The 12,383-nt window shown below is 69.6% G+C and carries 17 protein-coding genes; 8 read left to right on the forward strand and 9 right to left on the reverse strand.

Features of this window, described 5'->3' with window-relative positions:
* Nucleotides 1–14: 14 nt before the first annotated feature.
* Both HVO_RS07815 and HVO_RS07820 read left to right on the forward strand, forming a co-directional pair.
* Nucleotides 15–566, forward strand: a complete 552-nt coding sequence (locus HVO_RS07815) for a GMP synthase subunit A (RefSeq protein WP_004044289.1) — start codon at nucleotides 15–17, stop codon at nucleotides 564–566.
* Between the two features lie 176 nt (nucleotides 567–742).
* The gene (locus tag HVO_RS07820) at nucleotides 743–2,656 is read left to right on the forward strand and encodes a DUF2070 family protein (RefSeq protein WP_004044288.1); all 1,914 of its coding nucleotides are present in this window, start codon (nucleotides 743–745) and stop codon (nucleotides 2,654–2,656) included.
* A gap of 111 nt (nucleotides 2,657–2,767) precedes the next feature.
* On the opposite strand, the gene HVO_RS20550 is transcribed toward HVO_RS07820, so the two are convergent.
* The 6 genes from HVO_RS20550 to HVO_RS07845 all read right to left on the reverse strand — a co-directional run bounded on the left by HVO_RS20550 (nucleotide 2,768) and on the right by HVO_RS07845 (nucleotide 4,555).
* Nucleotides 2,768–2,974 carry an HVO_0649 family zinc finger protein gene (locus HVO_RS20550; protein WP_013035256.1) on the reverse strand — a complete coding sequence of 69 codons (207 nt, stop codon included), beginning with the start codon at nucleotides 2,972–2,974 and terminating at the stop codon, nucleotides 2,768–2,770.
* 180 nt (nucleotides 2,975–3,154) lie between these two features.
* Nucleotides 3,155–3,418, reverse strand: coding sequence for a DUF3194 domain-containing protein (locus HVO_RS07825; protein ID WP_004044286.1), 264 nt, complete (start codon nucleotides 3,416–3,418; stop codon nucleotides 3,155–3,157).
* The gene (locus tag HVO_RS07830; RefSeq protein ID WP_004044285.1) at nucleotides 3,419–3,802 is read right to left on the reverse strand and encodes a prefoldin subunit beta; all 384 of its coding nucleotides are present in this window, start codon (nucleotides 3,800–3,802) and stop codon (nucleotides 3,419–3,421) included.
* A 43-nt stretch (nucleotides 3,803–3,845) separates the two neighbouring features.
* Entirely contained in the window at nucleotides 3,846–4,115 is a 270-nt protein-coding gene (locus HVO_RS07835; RefSeq protein WP_004044284.1) for a KEOPS complex subunit Pcc1, read from the reverse strand.
* Between the two features lies 1 nt (nucleotide 4,116).
* A complete protein-coding gene (locus HVO_RS07840) occupies nucleotides 4,117–4,251 on the reverse strand; it encodes a DNA-directed RNA polymerase subunit P (RefSeq protein ID WP_004044283.1) in 135 nt (44 codons plus the stop codon).
* A 34-nt stretch (nucleotides 4,252–4,285) separates the two neighbouring features.
* Entirely contained in the window at nucleotides 4,286–4,555 is a 270-nt protein-coding gene (locus HVO_RS07845) for an eL43 family ribosomal protein (protein WP_004044282.1), read from the reverse strand.
* A gap of 102 nt (nucleotides 4,556–4,657) precedes the next feature.
* Here HVO_RS07845 and HVO_RS07850 point away from each other — a divergent pair, with 102 nt between their 5' ends.
* Nucleotides 4,658–5,683: an NAD-dependent epimerase/dehydratase family protein gene (locus HVO_RS07850; RefSeq protein WP_004044281.1), complete on the forward strand. Its 1,026-nt coding sequence runs from the start codon at nucleotides 4,658–4,660 to the stop codon at nucleotides 5,681–5,683.
* Nucleotides 5,684–5,721: 38 nt separating this feature from the next.
* Here HVO_RS07850 and HVO_RS07855 read toward each other — a convergent pair whose 3' ends face one another.
* A complete protein-coding gene (locus tag HVO_RS07855; protein ID WP_004044280.1) occupies nucleotides 5,722–6,447 on the reverse strand; it encodes a DUF2103 domain-containing protein in 726 nt (241 codons plus the stop codon).
* A gap of 125 nt (nucleotides 6,448–6,572) precedes the next feature.
* Here HVO_RS07855 and HVO_RS07860 point away from each other — a divergent pair, with 125 nt between their 5' ends.
* Entirely contained in the window at nucleotides 6,573–7,385 is an 813-nt protein-coding gene (locus HVO_RS07860; RefSeq protein ID WP_013035613.1) for a hypothetical protein, read from the forward strand.
* A 43-nt stretch (nucleotides 7,386–7,428) separates the two neighbouring features.
* Here HVO_RS07860 and truD read toward each other — a convergent pair whose 3' ends face one another.
* Nucleotides 7,429–8,820, reverse strand: coding sequence for a tRNA pseudouridine(13) synthase TruD (gene truD / locus HVO_RS07865; RefSeq protein WP_004044277.1), 1,392 nt, complete (start codon nucleotides 8,818–8,820; stop codon nucleotides 7,429–7,431).
* A complete protein-coding gene (gene pth2, locus HVO_RS07870; protein ID WP_004044276.1) occupies nucleotides 8,820–9,158 on the reverse strand; it encodes a peptidyl-tRNA hydrolase Pth2 in 339 nt (112 codons plus the stop codon). The genes truD and pth2 overlap by 1 nt, the downstream gene beginning before the upstream one ends.
* 95 nt (nucleotides 9,159–9,253) lie before the next feature.
* On the opposite strand from pth2, the gene HVO_RS07875 reads away from it, so the two are divergent.
* The 4 genes from HVO_RS07875 (at nucleotide 9,254) to HVO_RS07890 (ending at nucleotide 12,375) form a co-directional block, all read left to right on the forward strand.
* Nucleotides 9,254–9,994: a Yip1 family protein gene (locus tag HVO_RS07875; RefSeq protein ID WP_004044275.1), complete on the forward strand. Its 741-nt coding sequence runs from the start codon at nucleotides 9,254–9,256 to the stop codon at nucleotides 9,992–9,994.
* 129 nt (nucleotides 9,995–10,123) lie between these two features.
* Nucleotides 10,124–10,711, forward strand: coding sequence for a dCTP deaminase (gene dcd, locus HVO_RS07880; protein WP_004044274.1), 588 nt, complete (start codon nucleotides 10,124–10,126; stop codon nucleotides 10,709–10,711).
* Entirely contained in the window at nucleotides 10,708–11,607 is a 900-nt protein-coding gene (locus HVO_RS07885; protein WP_004044273.1) for a thiamine-phosphate synthase family protein, read from the forward strand. The genes dcd and HVO_RS07885 overlap by 4 nt, the downstream gene beginning before the upstream one ends.
* A 12-nt stretch (nucleotides 11,608–11,619) precedes the next feature.
* The gene (locus tag HVO_RS07890) at nucleotides 11,620–12,375 is read left to right on the forward strand and encodes a class I SAM-dependent methyltransferase (protein ID WP_004044272.1); all 756 of its coding nucleotides are present in this window, start codon (nucleotides 11,620–11,622) and stop codon (nucleotides 12,373–12,375) included.
* The last annotated feature ends 8 nt before the right edge of the window (nucleotides 12,376–12,383 follow it).

Below are 12,383 nucleotides of genomic sequence, written 5' to 3' on the forward strand. Positions count from 1 at the left end.
GTCCAATCCGGGACATGACCCGCATCGTCGTCATCGACAACCACGGGCAGTTCACCCACCTCGAACGGCGCGCGCTCCGCGACCTCGGCGTCGACACCGAACTCGTCGACAACGACACCGACCCCGCGGACATCGACGCGGACGGTATCGTCCTCTCCGGCGGCCCCGACATGGACCGCATCGGCCGCTGTCCCGACTACCTCGACCTCGACGTGCCCGTCTTGGGTATCTGTCTCGGCATGCAGATTCTCGCGGAAGAACTCGACGGCCGCGTCGGATCCGGCGACTACGGCGGCTACGCCGACGTGGACGTGGAAATCCTCGACGAGGACGACCCCCTTATCGGCTCGCTCGCCCCCGAGACCCGCGTCTGGGCCAGCCACGCCGACGAGGTCAAGGAGGTCCCCGAGGGCTTCACCCACACCGCCACGAGCGACGTGTGTACCATCGAGGCCATGAGCGACGCCGACCGCGACCTCTACGGCGTCCAGTGGCATCCCGAGGTCGCCCACACCGCCGAGGGCGAGGAAGTGTTCGAGAACTTCATCGACATCTGCGAGCGGTAACCGGTAGCTGAGCGGTCGGTCGCCTTCGACCGCGACCGGGTGCTCCGCGACGACTGGCTTTTTGCTCCGTCGCCGCGGCGGGAAACCGCAATCCGGCGACACGATGAAGTCTCTCACAGTCGTTCCTCGGAAGCAAGCCGAGACATTTACCGGCCTCCGTTCTGTCTGTTCGAGAAATGACCTCCACCCAGAGCGACCTCGCCGGGCTCTCGCGGTTCATCTTCCGCGCGCCCAGCTGGTACACGAGTCTCGGGTTCGCCCTGCTCGTCGCCGCGATGGCGGGTATCGGCGCGTTCGACTCCGGGGACCTCGCCGGCTCGTGGCGGGGCATCTTCTTCATCGGGAGAGACGCTTGGGAAGGCATCTTCTTCATCGGGATTCCGACCGTCGTCGCGGCGTTCGGTACCACCGGCGTCGACCGGTTCGTCGGCGGGAAGCTGACGCACAACCGCTCGTCGCTCCTCGCGCTCGCCGGCGAGGTGATTATCGTCACGTTCCTCACCGGGGCCGCCATCGTCTCCGTCTTCACGGGCCTCGGTCAGACGTTCATCTTCGACGCGCTCGTAATCGCTCTCGCGTCGGTGTTCGCCTTCCGCCTGCTCATCGTGATGGCCGTCTCGCGGTCGTCGCTGCTCATCGCGGCGGTCCCGGCGAGCATCCAGACGCTCACGTCAGCCGCGCTCCTGTTCGTTTACAGCGGTACGCTCCGATTCTTCGAGGTCGGCGGTCCCATCCTCGACGCCTATCTGATGCCGTATCTCGCCCGCCCCGACCGGGCACCGCCGGAGCTGTCGGCCATCGCGCTGAGCCACTTCCAGCTCCTCGCGATTACCTGCGTGATGTACGCCCTCGGGGTCTACGTCTTCCTCCGCATCATCGACCGGCCGTGGCGTCGCGGCCTCGGCGTGTCGGTCCTCGACTTCATCCGCGGCTTCATCGGCCACATCGCCGAGGGAACCCGCGAACTGGAGGACTTCTTCGAACAGCTCGGCCAGGAGGCAATCGTCCCCGTCACCGTGCTCTCGTTCGAACGCGACGACGGAACCGAGAAGGCCCGGTTCGTCCTGCCGATGATTCACCCCGGTCCGATGGGCGAAATCGGCGGCGGCAACTTCCCCGAGCGCGTCGCCCGCCGGGCGGAGGGGCTCGTGTTCCCGCCCCACGCGACCGCGGGCCACGACTTCAACCTCGTGACCGAACGCGAGGTCGACGTGGTCCTCGACGCGGCCGACGACGCCTACGAGCGCATCGAGTACAGCCCCGACGTGACCGAAAGCGTCCGCGTCCAGTCCGGCGACGCGAAGATGCTCGGCCAGCGCTTCGGTGACGACGCGCTGCTCGTCTCGACGTACGCCCCGCAGTTCGCCGACGACGTGGAGTACGCGGTCGGCCTCTCGGCGTCCGCCGAGGCTCGCACCACGGGCCTGCGGGACGTGCTTCTCGTCGACGCCCACAACTGCAACAACGGGCTTCAGGGTCCCGACCTCGGCCACGTCACGCCGGGGAGCAAGCGCTCGTTCGACATGATTACCGCCGCCGGACTCGCGGGCGAAGAACTCTCCGCCTCGTCGCGCGGGTCGCTGTCGTTGGGAACGGCGTTCGACCCGACCGACTGGACGCCGCGGGAGGGTATCGGCCCGCTGGGCATCCGCGTGGCCGCGACGACCGTCGGCGACCAGACGACCGCGTACGTCCTCATCGACGGCAACAACATGGAACCGGGCCTGCGCGACCGCATCGTCGAGGGGCTGACGACTGGGCCGAACGCGAAAGCCGACGTGGCCGAGGTGATGACGACGGACACCCACATCGTCAACACCGTCGAGGCGGAAAATCAGGTCGGCGCGGCCATCGACCACGACGAACTCCGCGAGACCATCGACCGCCTCGTCGACGAGGCGCTCGCGGACACCGAACCGGTCGTCGCCGGCATGGCGACCGAGCGCGCCGAGGTGACCATCTTCGGCAACGACCGCACCGAGACGCTCGCCAGCCACGCTAACGTCGTCGTCTCGATGGGCGGGGCGCTCGCGCTCGCGCTCATCCTCGCGGCGATGGCCGTCAGCCTGCTCGTGTTCTTCCTCGCGTAGGCGACGCTGGCGGCGCGTCGCCGTCCGGCGCTCCCGCTTTCCCCTCGTTCTCTGCGGTTCCGGCGTCGCCACTCGCGAGTCGATTCCAGCGACGAGCAACTGCCCGCCGCACTACTTCAGCGAGAGCGTCCGCGTCTCGATTGCGCCGCAACTCGGACAGACCCGCCGGTAGAACACGCTCGACCCGGTCGTCTTGGCCGACCACTCGCCGCCGTCGTCGGTGAAGCCACATTTCGAACAGGTGAGGTCAGCGTCGCTGTATCGCTCCCGCAACCGGTCCAACGCGGTCGTTCCTCTCGGCGTCCTTCCAATTGACATACGGTACCATACATTACTATCCTGTTTAATTGTGTCGGACGGCTCCGCACCGAATCGTGGTGATACTTGCGGAATGCGAAACCGATGTCCGACTCTCTCGTTCGGTTCGCGCGCCGGTCGGCACAGCGCCGCCGCTCACCGGACAACATCGAGTGCGGGGGGTGCCCGCGAGAACGTCCCTTACTCCTCGTCGGCGGCCGCGAACAGTTCGTCGACGGCCTCTTGGGCCGTCAGCGCCGCCTCCTCGGCGACCGCCTCCGCGTCGTCGGCGTCGTCGGCGTCGTCGGGCGCGTTGACGTACACGTCAACGTCGAGGACGCCGTCTTCGAACGTCACGGTGACGTCGAAGTCCTTGACGCGCGACTGCTTGAAGCGGGCGAAGATGAGGCCTTCAGCCGCCTCCGCGGCGGTTTCGACCACTTCTTCGTCCGTCGGCTGTGACATTTACGCGCCGCCGGGGCCCATCGGACCCGCGCCGCCCGCGCCGCCCTGAAGCATCTGCTGGAGCTCTTCTTGCAGGCTCTCGAACTTCTCCTGCACGCGCGTCTCCTGCTTCGTGAGCTGCTCGACGCGCACTTCGAGGCTCTCGACCTTCTCTTCGAGGTCGTCTTTGGCCGACTCGTAGTCGGTCTCGATGAGGAGTTCGCCGACTTCGCGGTACATCTGCGAGTCGCCGTCGATCTCTTCGAGCGTCGTGAGCGCCGTCTGCGCCTCGTTGAGCGCGCTCTCGGAGGACTGCTTCTGCTCGGAGACGTTCTGGGCGGTCTCCTGAAGGTTCTGCAGTTCTTCGAGCTTCTCTTGGGCTTCCGGCGGTAGGCTTCCCTGCATACCCGAACCGACGGGACGCCGGCCCTAAAACACCCGCGGTCTCCTACGCGGACTCCGACAGCGCGCTCCCCGCCGAAGCGACGCGCTCTGCGGTCTCTACGAGGCGTATCCACGAGTTCACGCCCGCGCGGAGCGCGACGAGGTCGTCGGCCTCGACGGTGACGACGACGGTCCGTCCCTCGCGGGCGACGTGCGCGCCGGACCGGGCGTCGTCTATCTCGCCTTCCTCGACGGCGACGCTCCGCTCGACGACGCGCGCGCGCCGCTCGTCGGGGTAGTCGAATTCGAGCGAAGCGCTGTGCGCGGGGCGCACGCTACTCGACGGCGACTTCTTTGACGTTGGGCGACCGCTCTTTCAGCAGGACGCGGTGCCCGCAGTACGGACAGCGGACGCCACCGAACTCGTCCAGTTCGACATCGCGCTTGCACCGGGAACACTTGTAGCTCATTGTGAAGATGTAAAGCGTCGAGGCTACTTGTGGGTTATTCGTCCTCGCCGGTGAGCGCGGCGCGGATGGAACGACGGACCTGCTTGCCGGCGGGGGTCTGCGGGCGGTAGGTGCCGCCGGTGAAAATCTCGCCGGTCTCCTCGTTCTTCCAGACGCCGGTTTCGACGCGAGTGACGTCGTCGCCGTCGACTTTGGAGTTGCGCATCTCTGCTTCGATTTCCTTGACGCGGCGTCGAGCGACGCGGCCGTACCGAGCGCCGAAGCGCCCGGAACTACCGACGGATCGTGCCTTCTTGTCGGCCATAGTACCGCGAACTACCTCGCCGGTATGGATAAACCCTACGAGTCGTCTCGGGACCTGACGGGCCTAGACACCGCTTTGTCGCCGGCGCGCGTACGGGGGACCATGACACAACACGTGGTGGTGGGTGCCGGTCCCGTCGGACTCGCGGTGATGGAACAGCTCCGAGAACGCGGGGCGGACGTGGCCGCGGTGACGCGTCACGACCCCGACTTCCTCCCCGAGGGCGTCGAGAGCCGCCTCGCGGACGTGCTCTACCCCGACCGCGCCGTCGCCGCGTTCGCGGACGCGGACGTCGTCTATCACTGCGCCAAACCGCCGTACGACCAGTGGCCCGAACTGTTCCCCGACCTCACCCGCGGCATCGTCGCGGGAGTCGAAGCCGCCGGCGCGCGCTTCGTCGTCGCCGAGAACCTCTACATGTACGGCCCGGTGCAGGCTCGTCTCTCCGAGGACCTCCCGTACGCCGCCACCGGCCCGAAGGGCCAGACCAGAGCCGAGTGCGCCGACATCGTCCTCGACGCCCACGAGGCGGGTCGCATCGAGGCGACCATCGGCCGCGCCAGCGACTTCTTCGGCCCGCGCGTCCGCGAGTCGGTCGTCGGCGAGCAGGTGTTCGGGGCCGCCGTCGCCGGCAAGCGCGCGAAGGTGTTCGGCGACCCACGACTCGCCCACACCTACACCTACGTCCCCGACTTCGCGCGGGCGCTCGTCCTCCTCGGTGAGCGCGACGAGGCGCTCGGCGAGGTCTGGCACGTCCCGAACCCCGAAACGGTCTCGACGCGCCGCTTCGTCAACCTCGTCTACGAGGCCGCCGACGTCGACCCCGGCTTCCCGCACATCATCGCCGCCCCGGGGGTCGCGCTGACGCTCGGCGGCTACCTGAGCGCGCCGCTGAACTACCTGAGCGCGCCGCTGAAGGTGCTCACGGAGATGCGCTACGCCTTCGAGGAGCCGTACGTCGTCCGCGACGCGAAGTTCCGCGAAACATTCGGCGACGCGGTCGAACCGACGCCGCTGGAGGACGCCACCGCCGAGACGGTCGCGTGGTTCGAATCACAGCGCGAGGCCGACGAGACGGAGCCGATTCACATCGAGACGGCCCCCGAGGGCGCGACCGAGTCGGCCTGAGTCGCCCACTCGATTCCGGCCTCGGCGCACTCACCCGCCTACTCGTCTTGGAGCCCGTCTTCGCGCAGCGCCTCGTTCAGGTCGTCGCGGACGCGCTCGCCCGTCTCGCGGTTCATCGCCGTCGTGACGATGCGGTTCTCTTGGACGCTCGACCCGTCGCGGAGCAGGAGCCTGACGTTCCCGTTGCCGTCGGCGCGGGTGACCTTCGCCCGGAGGCCCGCCCGCGACCCGGTGCCGCCGGCGTCGATGGGGCCGGGGATGACCTTCTTGACGTGCGGATGGCCGGCGACGACGCCGATTGCTCGGCGGCCCCGTCGTCCGCCGATGAGCGTGCTGTGGCTCCCGCCCAACTTCTCGGCGGGCGGGATATCGACGACCTCCAGCGTCCGCTCGCCGCGGGTGTCGAGGACGCGCTGGACGGGGTCGTCGTCGGAGACGCGGTAGAACTCGTGGTGGAGTTGCGCGCGCGTCTCGCGGAGCGGGGCGCGCTCGCCCGCGGCGTACACCGTTTCGGGTCGCTTGCGCCGAATCTCGTCGGCGACGAGGCCGGCGAAGTTCCGGAGTTGGACCACCTTCGTCTCGTCGTCCGACTCGGGTATCGTCGTGACCGTCGTCTCGCCGAGCACGTCTTCGTCGTCGAGGAACGTCAGCGTCGCGCGGTCGGCCGCGAAGACGGCCACGACGGCGTCGCAGTTGGCGGTGTTGCAGGTGAGACAGTAGTCTCCCGGCTTCTCTAATGGATTTCCACACCGCCGACAGTGCATATCGACGTGTCGGTCGTGCGCGTACAAAAGGCCGTTTATGCGGGTCGAGATGGACGCGCCGCGACTCCCGCCGCGGACTCGCCCGGCGAAACATATTCGTCCCCGTGTCCGAGAGTCCACTCCGTATGCGCCGCCGGGCCCTTCTCGCGTCGCTGTCGCCGCTCGCGCTCGCCGGTCTCGCCGGACTGGTTGCGCTCGCGCTCGACCCCGAGACGACCGCCCGTCTCGCCACGCAACTTGGCCAATCGGCGCTCGATACGGGCCGGGGTGTCGCCTCGTATCTCGGTCGGGCCGCGCCGCTTTCGACGGCGCTGTTCGCCGCCCTCGCGTGGGTCGCCGCCGGGGGCTTCCGCGCCTTCGTCGCCCACCGCGACCCCTCCGACACGCGGACGACCGCCGAACACGCGTTCGCGCTCGTCGCCTCGGCGACCGTCCCGCTCGTGGCCATCTTCGCCCGCGACCGGCTGGTCGTCGTCGCCGGCGTGGGCGTCGCGCTCCTCGCCGGCGCGGGAGCCGTCTTCGCCGGCCGCTCGAACGCCAGGGGCGTCGTCACCGGGTCGCTGTACGCGGTGGCTCCCGTCGTCGGCGGCGGCGTCGTCGCGTCCCTCGTCGCCGGCCCCGCGGTCGCCCGAACCGCCACGCTGGCGCTCCCGCTGGCCGTCGGCTACGCGCTCGGCGTCGCCAGCGCCCGCGGCCGGCTCCGCCTCGGCGCGGCGGTCTCGGCGCTCGCCTTCGCCGTCCCCGCGTGGACGTACTTCCCGCCGGCCGCGGAGGCTGCCGGCTTCGACCCGGAGACCGTCGGTCTCGCTCTCGGCTTCGCGGTCGCCGCGGCGCTCCTCTCGCTTCCGTTCGCGGCCATCGGCTACGCGACCACGCGCACCGCGGACGCCGAGCGACAGGCGGGAGCCAGCCCCGCCGCGAGCGCCGTAGAACAGTAGATTCGCGTCTCGGTTCGATTGTACGTTCGGTCTCGATTCGTCTTCAGAGGTCCAGCGGGCCGGCCTTCAGATACTCGCGCATCACGGCCGTCGCGTACGAGCCGTGGGGAAGCGCGAAGTCGAAGACGAGGTCGTCAGCGCCGCCAGCGGCGTCGGTGTCGGCGTCGTCGTCGCCGCTCTCGCGCTCTACGTCGAGGTCGGTGCGGACGAGAATCGCCCGGCGCGTCCCGGTCGACCGGAAGTTGCCGGGGAGGTCGAAGTCGCCCGGTTCGAGGTCGAGGTCGTCGAGGACGGCCCGCTCGATGTCGCCCTGTTCGCCCTCCGCGAGTTCGGTGTCGGTGCCGACGAGCGGGGCCGTGACGAACGCGCGACCGCGCTCGATGTGGCGGCTCATGACATCGACGCGGCGGCCCGTCGCGGTCTGGAGGCGGCTCACGTCGGGGAGTTCCAGCCCCCCGGGCGCGTCGCGGTCGGCGAAGCAGACCACGTCGCCCTCGACGGGTTCGTCGAACGGGAGGCCGCGGTCTCGGCGCTCCGAGAGCATCCGGTTGAACGCGTAGGACTGCGCGGCGTTGACGAACAGTCGCTGGAGGTTCGACGGGACCGATTCGAGCGCGTTGCGCCAGTCCTCGTCGGTCTCCGCGCCGTCCTCCGCGAGGCGGTGGAGCATGCCGCGCTCGTAGCCGAGGTAGCCCGGAATCCGGTCGAGCGCGCGGTGCCAGTCGGGGTCGGCCGACGCGGCTTCCTCGTCGACGACGGCGCGACCCGCCTGTGTCTCCTCGGGTTCGTCCTCGGTCGGTCCGCCGCAGTACGCCAACACGGCCTCGCGCCACTCGCCGCGGACGACGTGGAGACCGACTGTGTGGGTGATGGGGCGGATGCTGCCGAACCGCTGGTGGCCGAAGAAGTTCGGAACGCCCACGCGACCCTCGCGGCCGCCGAACTCGGTGAGCGCGTCGGTGACGGCCGCGGCGTTGTCGGGGGTCTCGGGGTCGCGGACGCGGATGCGGAAGCCGTTGCCCGCGAGGTCACCGAAGTCAAGCGTGCGGCCGAGGCGACCGACGACCTCGATGTCGGCGTTCGGAACCTCCGGCACGTCGGCGGCGTCGCCGCCGTTGACGGTGAACAGTTGGGTCGTCACGGCGTGTTTGTCCTTCGTGCCGGCCCACGAGACGCGCTCTCTGCTCGCGCCGAGTTCGTCAGAGAGCCGGCCGGCGAAGTCGTTGGTGTCCCAGCCGCGGAGCGTGACGCGGAGGACGAGGTTCGGGAAGTCGCCGGTCGGCGCGTCCGGCGGGCGGACGTTCAGCGAGTCGAGTTCGAGTTCGCGCACGCGGAAGTCCTCGGGGGCGACGCGGAGGCGGCCGCCGACGCCGTCGGCGTCGCTCACGTAGCTGTCGATGCCGACCGCGCGCTCGAGCGGGTGTGCCTCGCGCATCAGTACAGCGAGAGGTCGCCGGTCACGCGGTCGATTTCGTCGTCCTCGGCGGGGCCGACGGCGAGCGCCGTCACCGTGCCGGGGTCGAGTTGCGTGTGTCCCGCGTCGCGGATGATAGCGTGGGGGATGCCCGCCCGCTCGGCCTCGTCCGCGAGTTTGAACAGTTCCGACTCGCCGTTGGCCTTGAGGACGACCTTCTTCTGTCCGCCGCCCTTCCAGCGCTTCCGGGTCTGCGAGTCGGTGTCCTCGTAGGCGGACAGCGAGGCGTGGGCGACCTGCGCGGCGAGCTTTCCCCGGCCCATACCGAGGTCGGCGCGTGCGACGATGGCCTGTTTCATGCCCGCTACTCCCCGCCGACGCGGTAAATGTCCTCCCATCGCGGGCGTCGCGCACGAGCAAAAGACATTTCACCGACATCTCCGTGGTGCGACCGATGGCAGGTCCCCGAACCCCCCTCCGCAAGCCGCGCGAGTACTTCGCGTCGCGGCCGCGACCGCTCGGCACCAAGCGGGCGCTCGCCGTCGTCGCGCTCGTGACGCTCGTCGTCGCGGCCGCCACCGGCGGTATCCTCGTCACGTTCACCCAACAGCTCGACCAGCGTGTCAGCGTCGACAACCCCGAACACGCCCCCGAGTTCATGTGCGAGAACTACGTGGAAGGCGGCCCGTTCGACGACATGGACGCGCCGGCAGGCTGTGACCCGTCGGTGCCCGAACAGCTCGACGAGCGCCTCGGCGACCTCGTCTGGGACGAAATCTCGTGGGTCCCGTGGGCGATGCTCCTCGGCGTGCCGCTGTTCTGGCTGTTCGAGGGGGCGATGCTCCATCTCGGCACGTCGCTCGTCGGCGGCGAGGGCGGCTTCGCGGAGTCGCTGACGGTCGCCGCGTGGGGGATGGTTCCGAGCGCGGCCCGCGCCCTCGCGCTCGCCGGCTACCTCGCCTACGTCCTCCCGCGAATCGACCTCCCGTCGACCCCGGACGCCGCGGTCGCCGCGATGCAGTCCGCGCTGTCCGGCTTCGGCCTCGTCAGCGGTGCCGTCGTGGTCGTCACGGTCGCGTGGGCGACGTACGTCCGCACCTACGGGATGGCTCGCGCCCGCGACCTCGACGTGGAGTCGGCCGCGGTCGTCACCGTCGGCCTGAGCCTCGTCGGTCTCCTGTTCGAACTCCTCTGAGTCGCGTCGGGTGGATGCGTCGCTCCGGCGTCGCTCCGTTGCGTCGGGGGCGCTGCCGGCCCGCCGAGACGGGGTGTCGTCTCCGGTCGAAAGGTGGATTTACTTGTCCGCGTCGCGCTCCCTTCGAGTATGATACTCTCCGACTCGGACATCCTCTCCCGCCTCGCCGAGGGTGACCTCGTGGTCGACCCGATAGACGACGTGGACATGCAGGTCCAGCCCGCGAGCGTCGACCTCCGTCTCGGCACCGAATTCCTGGAGTTCCAGCGCACGAACATCTCCTGTATCCACCCGAACCGCGAAAGCGAGGTGTCGGAGTACGTCCGCGAGACGCACGTCCCGGAGGGCGACGACTTCATCCTCCACCCCGGCGATTTCGTCCTCGGAACGACCAAAGAACGCGTGGAGATTCCCACCGACCTGCTGGCGACCGTTGAGGGTCGCTCCTCCCTCGGTCGTCTCGCGGTCGTCATCCACGCCACCGCGGGCATCGTCGACCCCGGCTACGAGGGCCAAATCACGCTCGAACTGTCGAACCTCGGCACCGCCCCGGTCGCGCTCACCCCCGGCATGCGCATCTCGCAGCTCGTGTTCACGGAGATGAAGTCGCCCGCGGACCGCCCCTACGGGGTCGAACGCGGCTCGAAGTATCAGGGCCAGCGCGGGCCGCAGGCGTCGCGGCTCAGTTCCGACCCCGAGTTCGGTGGTGACGAATGAAGTTCATCGAAGAAATCGTCGTCGACGCGTTCCTGCCGACGTTCCGCGCGCTCCTCGCGGAGGACCTCCGCGACCGCGGGTTCACCCAGTCGGAGGTCGCCGAGGCGCTCGGCATCAGCCAGAGCGCCGTCTCGAAGTACGCCCACGGCGAGGTCGCCACGAACGAGCGGGTCGCCACCGACCCCCGCGTGGTCGACCTCGTCTCCCGCGTCGGCGACGGCCTCGCCACCGGCGACATGACGCCCGTGCAGGCGCTCGTCGAGGCCGAGGTCCTCATCCGCCAACTGGAGGAAGGCGACCTGCTTTCGGACCTCCACGAGGATGAGATGCCCGAACTCGCCTCCCACGACGGCTTCCGGAGCATCCACGACCCCGAGGGACGGCTCCGAACCGTCGAGCAGGTCCGCTCGTCGGTCCGCCGCGGCCTCCGCATGCTCACGAACACCTCCGGCTTCGCGGGGCTCATCCCGAACGTCGGCTCCAACCTCGTGGAGTCGCTCCCGGACGCCGACAGCGTCGACGACGTGGCCGCCATCCCCGGCCGTATCTTCGACGTGAAGGGGCAGGCGACCGTCCCCGGCGAACCCGAGTTCGGCGTCAGCGGCCACGTCGCGGGCGTCCTGCTTTCGGCCCGCGCCGCCGGTGCCGACGTGAACGCCGCGCTCAACATCGTCTACGACGCGGGCGTCATCGAGGACCTCGAAGCTGCGGGCTACGAGTGCATCGAGTTCGACCCGGACGCGCCGACCGACCCGGTCCGCGAACTCCTCACCGCCCGCGACCTGCCGGAGACGTTCGTCGTCTACCAGAGCGGCGGCTACGGCATCGAACCCATCACGTACATCCTCGGCCCCGACGCGCCCGCCGTCGCCGACGTGGTCCGCGTCCTGCTCTGAGGCTCCCGTCCCATGACAGCCGAACAGTCCAACTCTCGCTCTCGTTCTCGTTCCGGCTCTCGCTCTCGCGGTCGCTCTCGCTCCCGTTCCCGCTCACCCTCCGCTGTCGCCCAGTCGTTCTACACTCGGTGGGCGACGCTCTACGACGCGCTCGCCCGTCGCGCGCCCGGCGTCGGGAGCGTCCGAACCGAAGCCGCCGACGCGCTCGCGCTCGACCCGGGCGAGACGGTCGTCGAGATGGGCTGTGGTACGGGCGCGAACCTCCCGTATCTCGCGGAGCGCGTCGGCCCCGAGGGGAGCGTCGTCGTCGTCGATTTCTCCCCCGGCGTCCTCGACGTGGCCCGCGAGCGAACCCGCGAGTTCCCGCAGGTCCATCTCGTCCGCGGCGACGCAACCCGGCCGCCGGTCGCGCGCGACCTCGATGCATCGCCGGCCGCCGTCCTCGCCACCTTCGTCTCGGGGATGTTCGACGACCCCGCGGCCGTGATTTCGTCGTGGGCCGACCTCGTCGGCCCCGACGGGCGACTCTGTCTCGTCGACCTCGCGGAGACGACCGACTCGCGCTGGCGGCCGCTCAATCCGGCGTTTCGGGTGCTCGTTCGCGTCACCGCGCCACCGGAGCCGCGCACGATGCGCGCGTCGCCGACGAAGCTGCTGAACCGGCGGCTCGTCGCGGCCCATCGAGCGCTCGAATCGCGGTGTCGGGTGACCCACGAGACGACCCACGCGCTCGGCTTCGCGCGGGTTCGTGCGGGCGTCGTGGAGTAACGGCCGTC

This window comes from Haloferax volcanii DS2, assembly GCF_000025685.1.
GTDB classification, from domain to species: domain Archaea; phylum Halobacteriota; class Halobacteria; order Halobacteriales; family Haloferacaceae; genus Haloferax; species Haloferax volcanii.